The organism is Pontimicrobium aquaticum, assembly GCF_005047595.1.
GTDB classification, from domain to species: domain Bacteria; phylum Bacteroidota; class Bacteroidia; order Flavobacteriales; family Flavobacteriaceae; genus Pontimicrobium; species Pontimicrobium aquaticum.
Genome location: NZ_SUPL01000008.1, coordinates 135993 through 152853, shown reverse-complemented (window position 1 = coordinate 152853; position 16861 = coordinate 135993). Strand labels below are relative to the sequence as shown.

Below are 16861 nucleotides of genomic sequence, written 5' to 3'. Positions count from 1 at the left end.
CACATTTGAGCCTTAATTACAAAACACCTAACTTTGTACACAACAAAAAAACCAGTGAAGTTAACTTCACTGGTCCTATCTAATTTTTATTTATAAACTGTCAACCTATTTTAGGACGACTCATTATGAAATTCTTTGCTAACGCTTAGAATGACTATTAGATTTCTCTATCTAAATCCCAAGCTTCTAAATAATCTTTTACTGCTTTTACAAATTGACCACCAAGCGCACCATTTACTACTCTATGGTCGTAAGAATGAGACATAAACATTTTGTAACGAATACCTATATAATCACCTTCGGAAGTTTCGATAACTGCTGGGACTTTACGAATGGCTCCTAAAGCTAAAATACCTACTTGAGGTTGATTGATTATTGGTGTTCCCATAATGCTACCAAAAGTTCCAACATTGGTTACGGTATAAGTTCCGCCTTGTATGTCGTCAGGCTTTAACTGGTTTAGTCTGGCACGATTTGCTAAATTGTTTACTTGTTTTGCCATACCAATTAAATTTAATTGGTCGGCATTTTTAATAACAGGAACTATTAAATTACCATCTGGTAAGGCAGCAGCCATACCTAGATTGATATTCTTCTTCTTGATAATACTATCACCTTGAACAGAAATGTTCATCATTGGATAATCACGCAATGCTTTAGCTACCGCTTCCATAAAAATTGGTGTAAACGTTAAGTTTTCACCTTCACGGTTTTTAAATGCGTTTTTATGTTTGTTTCTCCAATTCCAAATATTAGTCACGTCTGCTTCAATAAACGACTGCACATGTGCTGACGTTTGCACAGAATCTACCATATGTTTAGCAACCAACTTACCCATTCTGGTCATTTCGATAATCTCATCATCACCACTAGTTACTACCACAGGCTCCTTTTTAACCTCTTGTTTTGGAGTAGTAGATTCACTTTTCACTTTTACAGGCTCAGGTGCTGTTTCTTTTGGAGCAACTAGCTGAGCAGCTGGTTGACTACCTCTATCACCAAGATATGCTAAAATATCGTTTTTGGTTACTCGTCCTTCTTTCCCTGTTCCTGGAATACTATCTAATTCTGTTTGAGAAAGTCCTTCTTTTTTAGCGATATTTTTAACTAATGGTGAATAGAATCTATCTTCAGTTGAACTTACTGTTGTTTCTACGGCAGCTTTTGCCGCTACAACTGTTTGCGTAACATCAGCTACTGCTTTTGAAGGTGCTTCAGGTTCAGACTGAGCTACCTCTTGCTTAGGAGCAGCAGGTGCTTCACTTGCGCTTCCTTCAATTTCTATAACAGCAATAGTTTGACCAACTTGCACAACATCGTCAACTTCAAATAATTTTTCTACAAGTACACCATCAACTTCACTTGGGACTTCACTATCTACCTTATCGGTTGCTATTTCAAGTACAGCCTCATCAGCTTCAATAGTATCTCCTACCTCTTTTAACCAAGAGGTGATGGTTGCCTCTGCAACACTCTCTCCCATTTTAGGTAACTTAAGTTCAAATTTTGCCATATCGTTAATACAAATGCTATTTTTAGGTTTAAGACTGCAAAATTAATTAAAAATCATTAATTCTGTTGCAGGTTTTTCAATAAATTCAATTTAAAAGGTAATCACTTCTCCTCTATTATTAGAACTATCACTACCAATGATAAAGTTAGAATTATTCATTAAAATTCTAAAAGAAATATCTTTCTTTTTACTTAAATATATCATATTTGAAACAATTTCTTTATATCTCATCGATGATGGATCAAAGACTACTGTACTTTGATCATTAATGTCGCTAATAGAATTAATTACTAACACTTTTTTGTTTAGCTTTTCTGATAAAAATTGTGCTTTCATATTTGAAAAAGCATACATATTTTTCGAAACTTTCTTGACCTTATTTGGATTTTTACGAAACAAGTATGCAAGGTTAATCCCTAACCAAACAAACACATCAAATACAATATTAGATTTAAAGTGCTTCTTGTAAAAAATTTGCATCGCACCATAAAAACGCTTTGCATAATTGGTGTCTTTTAAAGTACTTTCTCCTTTATAGTGAATCATTGCAGTTGTGCCTACATAATAATTATTAAATCCTGCTTTTATGGCTTTGTAAGACAAATCAATATCCTCACCATACATAAAATAGTCTTCATCAAAACCTTTTAACTGATTATAAACTGTTCGTTTCATAAACATAAAGGCTCCAACAAGTATCTCTACTTTTGCAACCTCATTTTCTTGAACATGATTTGCATAATAGTTGGCTGAATTTCCTCTTATTTTTTGTAACGCGACTTTAACCACAGGAATATTACGTTTACTTTCAGGTAGAAACATCCCAGAGCCATCAATTAGTTTACAACCAACAATACCTAAATTCTCTTTGGTTTTTGAAAATTCTAATAATTTAAAAAACACATCTTCAGACACTACTGTATCTGGGTTTAGAATACAAACATAGTCTCCTTTTGCAATGGCAACCCCTTGATTATTCCCCTTAGAAAACCCTAAGTTTTCTTTGTTTTCTATAAGGATTACCTCAGGAAACAGTTGCTTTACCATATTGCAACTATCGTCGGCTGAATTATTATCAACTACTATAATCTCAGCATCAATACTAGCTGTAGCAGCTTTTACACTGTGCAAGCATAGTTCTAAAAAATAGCGAACATTATAATTTAATATGACAACGGAAAGATCCAAAAAGCATTACATTTTTAATGAGGCTTCAAAAGGTACACGATTTACAATACTTCTTCCGAGGGTGACCTCGTCGGCATATTCCAATTCATCACCTACCGAAATACCTCTGGAAATAGTCGATGTAATCACTTCTAACTCTTGGATTTGCTTATAAATATAAAAGTTAGTTGTATCGCCTTCCATGGTAGAACTAAGAGCGAAAATCAATTCTTTTATCTCACCCTCTTTTACTTTTTCAACTAAGGAATTTATGTTTAAATCGTGAGGCCCAACACCATCCATAGGTGAAATTTTACCTCCTAACACATGGTATAAGCCTCTAAAGGTGCTAGTATTTTCAATAGCCATTACGTCGCGAATATCTTCTACCACACAAATAACATCTGTTTTTCTATGCGGATTTGCACATATTTCACACACAGCAACATCGCTAATATTATGACAGCTTTTACAAAACTTAATCTCCTCACGCATTTGGGTTAATGCCTTAGACAAATCATTTGTTTGCTCTTTGGGCTGACGTAGTAAATGTAACACCAAACGCAATGCGGTACGCTTACCAATTCCTGGTAATTGCGACATTTCGTTTACTGCATTTTCAAGCAATTTTGAAGAGAATTCCATACTTGCGAATTTACAATTTTTATCCTGCAATCAAACAGGAAAGAATTTGATTTATTTGGATTTTGAAAATTTTAATTTGTACTTTGAAACTCAAATATTAAAACATATGAATCCAACTCAAATTCTAATACTCATTGCAGCTTACTTTGGCGTACTGATATTAATATCGTATTTCACTGGAAAAAACGACAGTAACGCCGACTTTTTTAAAGCTGGAAAAACATCGCCTTGGTATGTTGTTGCTTTTGGAATGGTAGGAGCTTCACTCTCTGGAGTCACTTTTATTTCGGTTCCTGGTTGGGTTGATGGCTCACAGTTTAGCTATTTTCAAGTGGTTTTAGGTTATATGTTTGGATATTTTGTGGTAGCCTATGTATTGATGCCTATTTATTATAGACTTAATGTGACATCTATTTATGAGTATTTAGAACAACGTTTTGGCTTTGTAAGTCATAAAACTGGTGCGTTTTTCTTCTTTGTATCGAGAGTTCTTGGTGCTGCATTTAGGCTATATTTAGTTGCTATTGTATTGCAACAATTTGTATTTGATGCTTGGAATGTGCCTTTTGAAATCACAGTAGTTATTTCCATTCTTTTAATTTGGATTTATACTAATAAAGGTGGTATAAAAACCATTGTTTGGACAGATACACTACAAACATTATTTATGATTTTAGCAGTGATTTTATCCATCTATTTTATAAATGAAAGCTTAGGATGGAGTTTTAGCGAATTTTTAGCTTCTAATGAATTAAAAGAATACAGCAAAGTATTAATAACAGACAGTTTCTTGGAAAGAAGCCATTTTATTAAATCGTTTGTTGGAGGCATGTTCATCACCATTTGCATGACAGGTTTAGACCAAGATATGATGCAAAAGAACTTAACCTGTAAATCGCTAAAAGACGCACAAAAAAATATGGTGTCGTTTAGTGTCGTATTGGTTGGTGTTACCTTTTTATTTATGCTTTTAGGTGCCTTACTTTTTATTTACGCTAAAAAGCATAACATTGGTATTCCACTTATGGATGGCAATCCAAAAACCGATTTACTATTCCCAGAAATTGCATTAAATGGAGGTTTAGGAATCACCCTCGCTATTACCTTTATGCTTGGTTTAATTGCTGCTGCTTACAGTAGTGCTGATAGCGCTTTAACCTCTTTAACTACCTCGTTTTGTGTCGATTTTTTAAACATTGAAAAGAAACCTAAAGACCAGCAAAAAAGTATTCGCAAAAAAACACACATTGGCATGAGTGTGATGCTCATTATAGTCATAATTATATTTAAATATGTGCTTAGTAGTAACGTTATAGATAGTTTACTTACTGTAGCTGGTTATACTTATGGACCATTATTAGGGCTTTTCGCCTTTGGTATTTTTACCAAAAAACAAATAAAGGACAAGTATGTTTGGATTGTGGCAATTATATCTGTTATTCTTACAGCAGTTATTGGAAATATTCCAGCTGAAAGTCTTGGTGGTTATGTTGTTGGCTACGAATTACTTCCTATTAATGGTTTACTAACATTTATTGGTTTAGTACTGATTAGTAGAAAGCAAGACTAGCGTACAAGCTGCCTCGTAATTAATATGGTTTTCTTCTAACAGCTTAAAAAACTCAGGATTTTCGGTTCCTGGATTAAAAATAATCCTATTAGGTTTCAAATCAATTAAATAATTGTAATACTCTTTTTGCCTTTTAGCATTCATATATAATGTTACTGTATCTAAATCTTCGTATGGAATTAGTGTTGTATCTATAGTTACACCTTCAACATCTCCCTTTCGTAAACCAAAAGCAACCACTTCATGATTATGTGCTACTAAACGTTGTATGGCATAATGTGAATATCTATTAGGGTTTAATGATGCCCCAAAAACTAAAGTTTTTTTCATGTGTTTATATTTCTATTATAATTATTACATGTAACACACACCTAATTATATATTTACACTATGTAATTATAATTTAGTGCTAGATACAAATGTTAAAAAAATGTTAATACGTGTTAAAAAAAGTAACAGGAAATTGATATAGTCGTCTGTTAAGTATAAATGTAGTAAAATACATTTTTTAAACATCATCAATCAATCAAAAAACGAATGAAAAAACTATTCACATTGTGTTTAGCAATATTCTTTATTGCTCAAAACACACACGCAGCAAACAACAACTCAATAGAATTAATCGATGGTTCTATTACTGGAAAAGTACTAGATGCCACGCTTAATGAACCTTTACCTTATGTAAACATTATTATAAAAAATGACAAAGGAGAAACCGTTACTGGTGCCATTACACTAGATGACGGAACTTTTAAAATTACTAAAATACCTGAAGGAAAAATAACAGTAACTGCTCAGTATATTGGGTATAAATCTGTAGTTAGAGAATTAACAATAAGTAGAAAAAACCGCAAATTTGATTTAGGTGATATTAGACTGGAGGAAGAAGCAGCGGGTTTGGACGAAGTAACGGTAGTTGCTGAAGTATCTACCATCCAACAGAAAGTAGATAGAAAAGTTATTACTATTGGTAAAGACTTAGCTGCTACTGGAACAGCATCAGATATTATGGTAGGTGTTCCCTCTGTAAGTATCGATGCGCAAACTGGAAATATTAGCCTAAGAGGCAACCAAAATGTACGTGTAATGGTAGATGGAAAACTATCTAACATTCCAACAGCACAATTGTTAAAACAAATTCCTTCTACAGCTATTAAATCTATAGAACTAATTACGAATCCTTCTGCTAAATATGATCCTGAAGGCATGAGTGGTATTATTAATATTGTACTACATAAAAATACCATGGTTGGATTTAATGGAAGCACTAATGTTGGGCTAAGCTATGAAAAAGAAGCAAAATTTAATAGTGCTTTAAATTTAAACTACCGTAACGGTAAATTTAATTTCTATGGAAATGGAAGTACAAACATTTCTAAAAATGCAAACTATGGATACATTGATAGAATTGACCAAAACACACTCCAAGAAGTAGATATATTAGATGACAGAAAATCTTATGTTTATAAAGTAGGTGTCGATTTTTATCTAAACGACAAAAACACATTATCAGTTTTTACCAACCAAAACATCTACAATGGTGGAACAAACGGACAAACTGATATTTTTTACAACGATGCAACATTCCAAAATCAAGTTATAGCTAATGATGGCGACAACACATCACAACAATACAACTTTGATTATAAATTAGATTTTGACAAAGACGGACAAAATATTGAGTTGGAAGTAGATTATAACAAATACAATGGTGATTCTAGAACAGACAATATGTTTTCGGGAACTGCTAATAACAGATCTAATTTTTACGAACTTAACGATACCGAAAGAAATAGAGCGACCATTAATTTAGATTATGTTGATCCATTATCAGAAAACTCTAAATTAGAATTAGGTTTACAAGCAAGATTATTTGATAACATCATCAATTATGAATCTGACGGACGTTCACAAAATAAAGCTGGTGATTATATTCCATCCTTAACCTATTTTGATTACAGCAGAGACATCTATTCTGCTTACATAAACTATAGTAAAAAAATAAACAAATGGAATTTTCAAGTTGGTTTACGTGCCGAAAATGTACAAGTTGAAACTCTAGCAAAAGAAACAGATTTAGACACAGATACAACAACTAACATACCTTTTAATAATGATTATTTTGAAGTGTATCCTTCGGCATTCATTACTTTCAATGCTTCAGAAAAGAACTCGTTTCAACTTAGTTATAGCAGACGTGTTGACAGACCAGGAGTTGGACAAGTAAATCCATTACCAGAATTTAATACACCTTTAATATCTAAATTTGGTAATCAAGATCTACGTCCGCAATTCACCAATTCATTTGAAACAAATTACACAAGAAATTTAGAAAAAGGGAGTATTACCGCTGGTGTATTTTACAGAAGAATAAACAACGAGATTTCAACTGTGGTTAAGGTTGATAGAGCTGACTACAATAGATTGATTTTAACAGACGATAATTTTGATAATACCTCTGCTTATGGTTTTGAATTATCTACCAACTATCGTCCTACAAAGTGGTGGAGCATTAACGGAAGTTTCGATCTATACTCACAAACACAAAAAAGTATTAGTGAGCGCTTAACAGCATCACCAGAAGTGGCAACTGAAAATGATATTGTGTTAGAAACTGTTGAAGTAGATAATGTTGCTTATAACTTTAGAGTGTTTAACAACTTTAGAGCAAGTAAAAGCTTATCGTTTACAGCATTTGGATTTTACAGAGGTACAAATAAAAGTATTCAATTTGACGTAAACGCAATGTATTTTGTTAACCTAGGAATGCGTTATACGTTCCTTAACAACAAAGCCACATTTAGCTTTAGCTACAATGATATTTTTAATACTATGAATTTTTCTGCAGATGCTTACAGACCGTTTAGACAAGAGGTTGAGTTTAATTGGGAAAGCAACACTTGGAATATTGGTTTAAATTATCGTTTTGGTGGCGGAAAATACCGAGCTAAATCTCGTAAACAACGTGATAATGATGAAAAATCTGGAGGAGGTATCTTCTAGAAAGAGAAATAAAAATCCATTAATAACCTACGTAATAGTTGATGGTTAGTGTTAATGTAAGGTTATTAATAAAAAGCCCAGGCAGTTTTTGTCTGGGTTTTTATTTAGTATAAATTTTAGTTTAAAAAAACACCATCTATTTGAGTTTTTTTCTAGAATAAAAACATCGAAAACAAGATGTTTTTAATAGTGGACTTACAAGAAAAAAGTGGACAATTAGTTAAGAGATTTAAGCAGCTAGATTCTGATTATACATTTCTAAATTAAATTCATTAATAGTTTTATATCCTAAACAGGAATGTCTTCTTCTTTTATTGTACCAAGTTTCTATCCAAGTAAAGATAGATAATTCAGCTTGACGTTTTTGATCGTAGGTGTGTTTATATACCCATTCCACTTTTAAGCTTTTAAAGAAACTCTCTGCTACTGCATTATCCCAACAATTTCCTTTTCTACTCATACTTTGTTTTACAAGTCCATTATAACTTTTAGGATGTTGGTAAATCTGTAACTCGCATATTGAGAACCTCTATCAGAATGATAAATCAGTTCTTTAGTGATTTCATTGTTTTCAATAGCCATATTCCAAGCCGGAATGAATGGTAGCCTCAGTACTTAAATTATCACTCATAGCCCAACCAACCACTTTTCTATTAAACAAATCAATGATAACAGTTAAGTAGATCCATCCCTCTGCAGTTTGTATATAGGTCATATCTGATACCCAAACTTGATTTATTCTAAGAACATCAACGTTTTGTCCAGTCTAATATAGGAAGTCCACATACAAACACACACTTTGTTATACTTCTAAAATGATTTTTAAATTATATTAAAATAATTCTTTAGAATTTAGATTAACAATTACTTCATTTTTTAAACGATGTACTATTAGGAACAAAAGATGGCGCATAGTTGTATCCTGAGGAAGTTAATTGTTTTGCATTGCTACCATCAAAATCCATAATATATATATGATGATTATTGCCTTTATTTCCTCTTTCAAATACTATTTTTTTATCATCAAAAGACCAGCGAGCTCGCCTATCGACCAAAGGATTATTTGTTAGTCGTTTCTCAATTTTAGTATCTAGGTTGTATGAGAAAATTTCCATATTGTTATACTTGTCTCCATAATATAGTAGTGTGTTACCATTATTAGATAATTGCGGCATTAACTTGTTACAATTATCTTTTGTAATGATTTCTTTTTCAGAACCATCCGGATTCATACGTGCTATTTGATAAAATTCATTGTGTTTAGTACTATAATATATCTTACCATCTTTTCCCCAAGAAGGCGTGATATCATCCTTTTTATTATTTGTTAAATTTACTTGCTGTTCACCATTAGGTTTCATGGTAAATATTTCTTGACTACCTTTATCTGTAGTTACGTAAACTATTAATTTACCATCAGGTGACCAAGAAGGCGAATAGGCTGCATAACTTGACGAACTCAATTGTTTAAAAGATTTGTCTTTAATTGTCATCAACCATATTTTCCACCATCCAACACGCTCTGAAGTAAAAACTATGTACTTGCCATCAGGAGATATAACAGGGCTACTATCTTTTCTGGAGTGGTTGGTTATTGCTATTTTTTGTCCACGAGAATTTATCACATATAAATTATCGTTATTGCTTTTTTGAGACGTATATATTACATCTTGACCATAAGATGTTAACATACAGCAGAAAATGGCACTTACAGTTAACCAATACTTTTTAATATGTTTATGCATGTTTTTAAATTCCTGTTAATTGGGTTATTTTTCCGGATTTTAAATCTTTTTTATAAAGAAAATATTGACCAGATCTACCGGATGAAAATATGATGTATCTCCCAGACGGATCAATAGAAGGCATATAATCATGACTTTCATCGTTTGTAACTCTAGTTGTTTTATTTGTTGCTAAATCTACCATATAAATATCGGTATTGTCGTTGACTACTGCTTCAAAAATTATATGCTTTTTATCTTTTGAAAAGGAAATGTTTTTTCCTTCTAATTCAGTAATTTTCTTAAAATCTGTATTCTCTTTACTTAACCAAAGTCCTTTTTTTCCTTCATCTTTAACCGATAAAATCACATAATTAGCATCACTACTCGTTGTTCTAAAATAGTTTTCAAATGTCTGATTATTTAATTGTTGAATGGTTTTGTGTTTGTCACTATATAGATAAAAATTAAAACCTTTTTTTCCTCTAGATCCATATTCGATTCCATTTTTTGTCCAAGAGGTAATAAATTGTAATCCTTTGTCTTCATTTACAAAACTTACTTTGTTATTTTTTAAATTGTGGATTGCTAATTTTAACTTTCCCATGTTTTCTCCCATTGAGTAACCTACAAATTTATCATCAAGGGACCATCTTGGTTCAATTGCCCAATTACCATCGGCTTCTGTTATTTGTCTAAGGTTTTTTCCATTTGCATCCATTATAAATATTTCAGGCTCTTCTCCATTTCTATATGAGTAAAAAGCTATTTTGTCGCCTTTATTTGAAAATTTAGGCGAGAAGTCTCTTTGCCCCAAGGCATTATTAAATGTTGTTAATGCTAATACGATTAAAATTATTTTTTTCATAAAACTTTTTTTTAAAATTAGAAGGTAAAACTAAACGACAGTAGATGTAATAAAATGTTAACGCTTATTAAAAGCTCGGTCAATTTATAAATTGACTGAGTTTTTATATTGTGAAGGTGTTTGTCCTTCAAATTTTAAGAAGGCTCTATTAAAAGTGGATATAGATTTAAAACCAGATTGTTTTGCAATCGCTTCCATTGTATATATATCAATTTTTGGACTTTCAATAATTTCCTTAGCTTTTTTAATCCTAAACTGGTTTAAAAAATCAGTAAAACTCAATTTGTAATGATGATTTATTGCTTTAGACAGGTAGCTCGAATTTGTATTAATTTTTTTTGATAAATAATGAAGCGTTATTTCTTTATTTAAATAGGTGTTATTCTCTTCAATATAATTCTTAGCCTTTCTTGCTATTGCTTCTAGTTCTTTTTTTGTTATTCCCTTTTTTAGAGAAAATGTTTCGGGGATGCCTGTTTTGCTTGTCAAAGCAAATTGAGAAATTAAAAAGACTTGTATCGCAATAAATATTATTGCTAGTGGATGCTTTATTGTAAAAGGTATAATAAAATAGCCTGATATGAAGCTTAAATATTTTAACCCCCAAATTGTTAGAAATCCAAATATTATTATTTTAAGCCAGTAAAGATGTTTACTAGTTTTTTCAATTTTTTGGGAGCTTCTCTGAGAATTTATATATATCAATACTACAATTATATATATCAAGGGCTGGATTCTAAATAATATTAAATCGTATACAAATTCCGACCAAATAAACTCTTTTGCTACTAAAGTTTGATTGTCAATATTATTATAAAAGGCTTCTAAAAGTTTAGATTTTTCACCTGAAGACATTAAATATTTATCAAGTCTAAAAAGGGAATAAATTAGAAATGGAAGAAAATGTAGGAAATCATAAGAAGATCTTTTGTTATTTAAAACCTCTTTTGTAATTAAAAAGATTAGCGGCCATATTAAAAGGGTTATAGCCTCACCAGTAAAAGTAAAATGTGGAAATAAAATAATAAAACGACTGTGGATTAAAAGTTCATGAATTAACAAAAAGCTTAAACAGAGTAGTAGTATAAAATAATACCTAGAAATAAGATGATTTCTTAAATATTTTAATGTGTGAATTTCAATTACAACTAACTGCCCTAACACCATTAAGCCAATTATACTATATGTGGATATCATTTGTTCATTATCAATAAAAAATGAGAGTACAAAATAATAAGTTATTTATGATTAATCTACTTTGAAGGTGTTTTTATGATTAACTTAAGAATCTCGAATCTGCATTTCAATATCGGTAATTTTTTCGAATTTATCTTAACGCCTCAAATCGAGATTACAAATATTAATCCTTTTCTAGTTAGTATTTGGGATTATGATTCTTGAGATACTGATGATTTTATGACTAGTTATGGATTTCAGGCTTATACAACAAATGGAGATTTTACAGAGATTATTACCGTTGTGAGTCAGACCAATAACATACTTATTGATTTGGAGGTTATTATGAATGGTAAAATTGTAATATTCAATAATAATAATAATAATTGTGTTTTTTGAAGAACTAAAACCGTATGTTAAACCAAAGCTTCAACTGGATAAAAAAGAGTGTTTTCAGCCTTTATTCAGGACGGGGCATAGTATTTCTATTCTCGATACTTTACAATAATATTGAAATATTTGAATTGACAAGTTACCCTAACAAGGGTTGAAATGTTAAAATTAGTTAAATTAACATTTACGGTGAAATAAAAAGCGAATACTTACGTCTTATAGACAAGAACATTTAGTTTTAATGTTAATGTTGGTTAATAGCTAAAAAACCCAGAGCGTCTTTGTTCTGGGTTTTTTTATACATTCCTGCGAAGGCAGGAATCTTAAATTATTTATTCATAAATTTCACTAATTCTGGACTTATTACTACTGATTCTGTTTTTCTTGGAAATTTTCCGTGTTCAAAAGTCAGTAAAATTGTATTATTCTTTTTTTTAAGTGACTTTATATCTACATCATAAAAATCAGAAATCACAAACGTTTTATTTTTATATCCAAGTTCAGTTGCTTGTAACAGTATATGAATATCAGTTTTAGAATTTTCAACTTCAAGTGGTAAGCTTTCACCATTATAAAATGTCATAGCCCTTACAAAAAAATCGCTACCATAAATAGATTTTACTTGATCAAAATCTCTAATAAAAGATTCAAACTGCGAATCAGTAGTTTGAGTAATCTCAGATGTATGTTTATAAACAAAGAAATTATCTGAAATGTCTAGTGTATCATCAAACTCTTTTTTATCAAGGAGTTTCTTTTCTCCAGTTTTTAATCTTTCAGCTACATTAATTTCAGAATCTACTGTTTGAATGAAACGATAATAATCTGATGTTTGGGGAAATATCATTTGCTTATTTTTCTTTTCTAAAGTATTTATTTGTCTTTTTAAATCTGAAATTAAGTTTTCTCTTTCTGACAATTCTTCTTTCAATGATTTAATTTCGAATGAAGTTTGTTTTGAATCACAACTAACAAACATAATAAGAGTCAAAAATAACAGCAAGCGTTTTTTCATATTGTGAATCCTTCTTTATGAGATCCCTTTCTCCAAAGGAACTCGTTTACCACTTCATAACCACACTTCCCCAAGTAAAGCCACTACCAAAAGCTGCTAATACTACAGTATCGCCATCATTTATTTTACCTTCTTCCCAAGCTTCGGTTAAAGCAATAATTACAGAGGCTGCTGTCGTATTTCCGTATTTCATGATATTATTAAACACTTGGTCGTCAGACAAACCGAATTTTTTCTGTATAAATTGGGCAATACGTAAATTAGCTTGATGCGGAATAAGCATATCAATATCATCTTTTTGCAGTCCGTTTTTCATCAACCCTTCCATAATCACCTCACTAAAACGTACCACAGCATGTTTAAAAACAAATGTACCATCCATATAAGGAAAATATGATAAATCTTTATCTCCAGCTCCCATTATTTCCGGCACCCAATGCCTAATACTTGGAGCCTCAACAATTAATTTATCGGCATATTTCCCTTCACTATGCAAATGTGACGACAAAATTCCTTTTGTGTTATCTTCCTCTCTTGATAATACACAGGCACCTGCACCATCACCAAAAATAACGGTTACACCTCGTCCTCGAGTGGTTTTATCTAGTCCGTTAGAGTGATATTCGGCACCGACGACCAAAACATTTTTATACATTCCTGTTTTAATAAACTGGTCTGCTACCGATATTGCATAAATAAACCCTGAACACTGATTTCTAATATCAATGGCTCCAACATTTTTTAATTCTAATAAATCTTGAATTTGCACACCACAACCTGGAAAATAATAATCTGGTGTCATGGTAGCAAATACAATAAAATCAATATCTTCTTTATTTATTCCAGCTCTTTTAATTGCCATTTCTGAAGCCTTAGCTCCCATTATCGCAGATGTATCATTGTCTCCTTTTTTTATCCAACGACGTTCCTTAATTCCTGTACGTTCTTGAATCCATTCATCATTGGTATCCATCATTTTTGACAAATCATCATTTGTAACCACATTTTCAGGCAAATATTTTCCAAGCCCTATTATTCTTGAATTATACATATAACAACTCTTTTCTTTAAATTAAATTGAATTTTAAATGTAATGAATTATTATAATTAAGACATTAAATTATACCACATTTAATGGTTATGTTAAAAACTTTAACTTATAAATTAGGTATTAAAAGTTGGAAAATTATGTAACTTTAAACTCATTTCTTTTATAGTCTTATATAAACCAACACAATATGAAAAAATCAATTATTTATCTTCTAATGTTTTTTGTAGCTTATTTACAAGCTCAAGAAAATGTAGGTTATCAAACGCCTCACGATAATATTTTAGAACTGGCTGATGCACCTGCTGCTCCAGCTTTAAGAATGGATAGCAAAAGTGATAAAATGCTATTTCTATACAGAAGTAACTTTAAAAGCATTGCCGAACTATCTGAAACTGAAATGCGCCTTGGCGGATTAAGAATTAATCCCGTTACTAATATTGGCAGTCGCCAAAACTATTATACAGATATTAAATTAAGAAACGGTAGAAATAGCGATAATGTTGCTGTAAAAGGTTTACCTAAAAATGGTCGCTATGCCTATTTTAGCTTTTCTCCAGACGAAACTAAAGTAGCTTTTACTAACACTACAGATACAGGCGTTGAACTTTGGGTATTACATTTTGACACAGCAACTGCTTCAAAAATAACCGATGCCAGCATTAACGCCAATATGAGAAGTCCGTTTGCTTGGTTTAAAGACAATAATTCGCTCCTTGTTAAAATGCTCTCTGATAACAGAAAACCTTTAATAGACACTAAAACTGCTGTTCCAACTGGACCAACAATTTCAGTAAGCGAAGAAGGTGTAAAAGCACAAAACAGAACCTATCAAGATTTATTAAAAAACAGAAATGACGAGCATAACTTTGAGCAGTTAGCATTATCGCAGCTTTACAAAGTGTCGCTTGATGGTTCTAAAACTAAATGGAAAGATAACGATATGTACACAGGTATGTCGTTTTCTCCTGATGGAAAATACATCATGGTAAACACCATTCAAAAACCATTCTCGTATATTGTTACTTATGGTCGTTTTCCATCAAACACTAACATATATGATACCAACGGAAATTTAGTAAGCAAATTTTTAAAAACGCATCTTATTGAAGAGTTGCCTAAAGGATTTATGGCTACCAGAACTGGAAAGCGTAGTGTATCCTGGAGAGCCGATAAACCTTCAACCTTATATTGGGCTGAAGCACTAGATGGTGGAGATCCTGCAATTGATGTAGCCTATCGTGATGAAGTATTTGAACTAGAGGCGCCTTTTAATGGCACACCAAAATCACTAGTAAAACTAAAGCAACGTTATGCAGGCCTTATTTGGGGAGATGATGATACTGCCATTGCTATGGACAGATGGTGGAATACAAGAAATTCTAAAACGTATATTTTTAATCCTTCAAATAATAAAGAGACACCACAATTGCTTTGGGACAGAAATTATCAAGACCGTTATAGCGATCCTGGAAATTTCGCAACCAAAAGAAACGAATATGGCAGATATACGCTTGAACTTAGTGGAGATGATGCTTATTTAATTGGTGCAGGTTATAGCAAAGAAGGAAAGTTTCCTTTTATTGACAAACTCAACTTAAAAAATAAGCAAACCAAACGCTTATATCAATCTACTGCAACCAACAAACTGGAGAGCATCAGCGATATTCTTGATGTTAAAAAAGGCGAAATATTAGTAAGGGTAGAGTCTAAAAACGAATTCCCTAACTATTACGTAAAAAATATAAAACGCAAAAAAGGTGCTGTACCATTAACCAATTTTGAAAATCCGTTTAAAAGCATTCAAAATGTACATAAAGAAGTTATTAACTACAAACGTGATGATGGATTAGATCTTTCAGGAGAATTGTATTTACCAACAAATTACGAAAAAGGAAAAAAATATCCAATGATTGTTTGGGCTTATCCAAGAGAGTATAAAGACAAGAGTAGTGCATCACAAAGCACATCCAACCCTAATCAGTTTACCTATCCGTCCTATGGATCCCCAATTTTCTGGGTGACTCGCGGTTATGTGGTATTGAATAACGCCTCCTTCCCTATTGTTGGTGAAGGTGATAAAGAGCCTAACGACAGCTTCAGATCACAATTGGTGGCCAACGGGAAAGCCGCTATTGATGCGGTTGATAAATTAGGCTATATTGATAGAAACCGAGTTGCTGTAGGAGGACACTCTTATGGTGCTTTTATGGTTGCTAACTTATTGTCACATTCTGATTTATTTGCCGCTGGAATAGCTAGAAGTGGTGCTTATAACAGAACATTGACACCTTTTGGTTTCCAAAGTGAAGAACGTAGTTACTGGGAAGCTCCAGAGGTGTATTACACCATGTCGCCATTTATGCATGCTGATAAAATGAAAACACCAATGTTATTAATACATGGTGAAGCCGATAATAATTCAGGGACTTATCCTTTACAAAGTGAGCGTTATTTTAATGCCTTAAAAGGTCTTGGAGCTCCTGTGAGGCTAGTTATGTTGCCTAAAGAAAGTCATGGCTACAGAGCAAGGGAATCGGTCATGCATTTACTTTGGGAACAAGACCAATGGCTTGAAGAACATGTAAAAAATAAGCCAACGGTAAATGCTCCAAACAAAATATTAAAAGACTAATAAATTAAATATTCTTTAAAAAGCCATTCTAGTAAGACTGGCTTTTTTTTATGCCAACTTGTCACAAAATCGTAAATGGTATTTTTTTTGTCTATAAACAGGAA

Annotated in this window: 12 protein-coding genes and 1 pseudogene; 3 read left to right on the top strand and 10 right to left on the bottom strand. The window is 32.0% G+C overall.

Translation table 11 applies throughout. The features are described 5' to 3' along the window. Positions 1-157: 157 nt before the first annotated feature. The 3 genes from E5167_RS14045 to recR all read right to left on the bottom strand — a co-directional run bounded on the left by E5167_RS14045 (position 158) and on the right by recR (position 3325). Positions 158-1513, bottom strand: coding sequence for a dihydrolipoamide acetyltransferase family protein (locus tag E5167_RS14045; protein ID WP_136844793.1), 1356 nt, complete (start codon positions 1511-1513; stop codon positions 158-160). 90 nt (positions 1514-1603) lie between these two features. Continuing rightward, entirely contained in the window at positions 1604-2701 is a 1098-nt protein-coding gene (locus E5167_RS14040) for a glycosyltransferase family 2 protein (protein ID WP_136844792.1), read from the bottom strand. Positions 2702-2707: 6 nt separating this feature from the next. Then, positions 2708-3325 carry a recombination mediator RecR gene (gene recR / locus E5167_RS14035; RefSeq protein WP_136844791.1) on the bottom strand — a complete coding sequence of 206 codons (618 nt, stop codon included), beginning with the start codon at positions 3323-3325 and terminating at the stop codon, positions 2708-2710. A 106-nt stretch (positions 3326-3431) separates the two neighbouring features. On the opposite strand from recR, the gene E5167_RS14030 reads away from it, so the two are divergent. Beyond that, the gene (locus E5167_RS14030) at positions 3432-4895 is read left to right on the top strand and encodes a sodium:solute symporter (protein WP_136844790.1); all 1464 of its coding nucleotides are present in this window, start codon (positions 3432-3434) and stop codon (positions 4893-4895) included. On the opposite strand, the gene E5167_RS14025 is transcribed toward E5167_RS14030, so the two are convergent. Continuing rightward, a complete protein-coding gene (locus tag E5167_RS14025) occupies positions 4866-5225 on the bottom strand; it encodes a CoA-binding protein (RefSeq protein ID WP_136844789.1) in 360 nt (119 codons plus the stop codon). The genes E5167_RS14030 and E5167_RS14025 overlap by 30 nt on opposite strands. A 207-nt stretch (positions 5226-5432) precedes the next feature. Here E5167_RS14025 and E5167_RS14020 point away from each other — a divergent pair, with 207 nt between their 5' ends. After that, the gene (locus tag E5167_RS14020; protein WP_136844788.1) at positions 5433-7898 is read left to right on the top strand and encodes an outer membrane beta-barrel family protein; all 2466 of its coding nucleotides are present in this window, start codon (positions 5433-5435) and stop codon (positions 7896-7898) included. Positions 7899-8127: 229 nt separating this feature from the next. Here the strand turns inward: E5167_RS14020 and E5167_RS14015 are convergent. The 6 genes and pseudogenes from E5167_RS14015 to E5167_RS13990 form a co-directional block, all read right to left on the bottom strand. Continuing rightward, positions 8128-8658, bottom strand: a pseudogene (locus tag E5167_RS14015) (IS3 family transposase); the annotation flags it as partial. A gap of 109 nt (positions 8659-8767) precedes the next feature. Further along, on the bottom strand, positions 8768-9643 hold the full coding sequence (locus E5167_RS14010) for a TolB family protein (protein ID WP_136844787.1): 876 nt from the start codon (positions 9641-9643) through the stop codon (positions 8768-8770). A 4-nt stretch (positions 9644-9647) separates the two neighbouring features. After that, a complete protein-coding gene (locus tag E5167_RS14005) occupies positions 9648-10490 on the bottom strand; it encodes a TolB family protein (protein WP_136844786.1) in 843 nt (280 codons plus the stop codon). Between the two features lie 84 nt (positions 10491-10574). Then, on the bottom strand, positions 10575-11345 hold the full coding sequence (locus E5167_RS14000) for a helix-turn-helix domain-containing protein (RefSeq protein WP_169301438.1): 771 nt from the start codon (positions 11343-11345) through the stop codon (positions 10575-10577). 1042 nt (positions 11346-12387) lie between these two features. After that, complete coding sequence (locus E5167_RS13995) at positions 12388-13074, bottom strand: hypothetical protein (RefSeq protein WP_136844784.1); 687 nt, start codon at positions 13072-13074, stop codon at positions 12388-12390. Between the two features lie 46 nt (positions 13075-13120). Continuing rightward, entirely contained in the window at positions 13121-14125 is a 1005-nt protein-coding gene (locus E5167_RS13990) for a 3-oxoacyl-ACP synthase III family protein (protein ID WP_136844783.1), read from the bottom strand. Positions 14126-14312: 187 nt separating this feature from the next. Here E5167_RS13990 and E5167_RS13985 point away from each other — a divergent pair, with 187 nt between their 5' ends. Beyond that, a complete protein-coding gene (locus E5167_RS13985) occupies positions 14313-16757 on the top strand; it encodes a S9 family peptidase (RefSeq protein ID WP_136844782.1) in 2445 nt (814 codons plus the stop codon). Positions 16758-16861: the final 104 nt, after the last annotated feature.

Coding starts and splice junctions, on each gene's coding strand:
- E5167_RS14020 (WP_136844788.1), top strand. CDS start 5,433: ATGAAAAAACTATTCACATTGTGTTTAGCAATATTCTTTATTGCTCAA.
- E5167_RS14030 (WP_136844790.1), top strand. CDS start 3,432: ATGAATCCAACTCAAATTCTAATACTCATTGCAGCTTACTTTGGCGTA.
- E5167_RS14005 (WP_136844786.1), bottom strand. CDS start 10,490: ATGAAAAAAATAATTTTAATCGTATTAGCATTAACAACATTTAATAAT.
- E5167_RS14000 (WP_169301438.1), bottom strand. CDS start 11,345: ATGTCTTCAGGTGAAAAATCTAAACTTTTAGAAGCCTTTTATAATAAT.
- E5167_RS14025 (WP_136844789.1), bottom strand. CDS start 5,225: ATGAAAAAAACTTTAGTTTTTGGGGCATCATTAAACCCTAATAGATAT.
- E5167_RS13985 (WP_136844782.1), top strand. CDS start 14,313: ATGAAAAAATCAATTATTTATCTTCTAATGTTTTTTGTAGCTTATTTA.
- E5167_RS13995 (WP_136844784.1), bottom strand. CDS start 13,074: ATGAAAAAACGCTTGCTGTTATTTTTGACTCTTATTATGTTTGTTAGT.
- recR (WP_136844791.1), bottom strand. CDS start 3,325: ATGGAATTCTCTTCAAAATTGCTTGAAAATGCAGTAAACGAAATGTCG.
- E5167_RS13990 (WP_136844783.1), bottom strand. CDS start 14,125: ATGTATAATTCAAGAATAATAGGGCTTGGAAAATATTTGCCTGAAAAT.
- E5167_RS14010 (WP_136844787.1), bottom strand. CDS start 9,643: ATGCATAAACATATTAAAAAGTATTGGTTAACTGTAAGTGCCATTTTC.
- E5167_RS14045 (WP_136844793.1), bottom strand. CDS start 1,513: ATGGCAAAATTTGAACTTAAGTTACCTAAAATGGGAGAGAGTGTTGCA.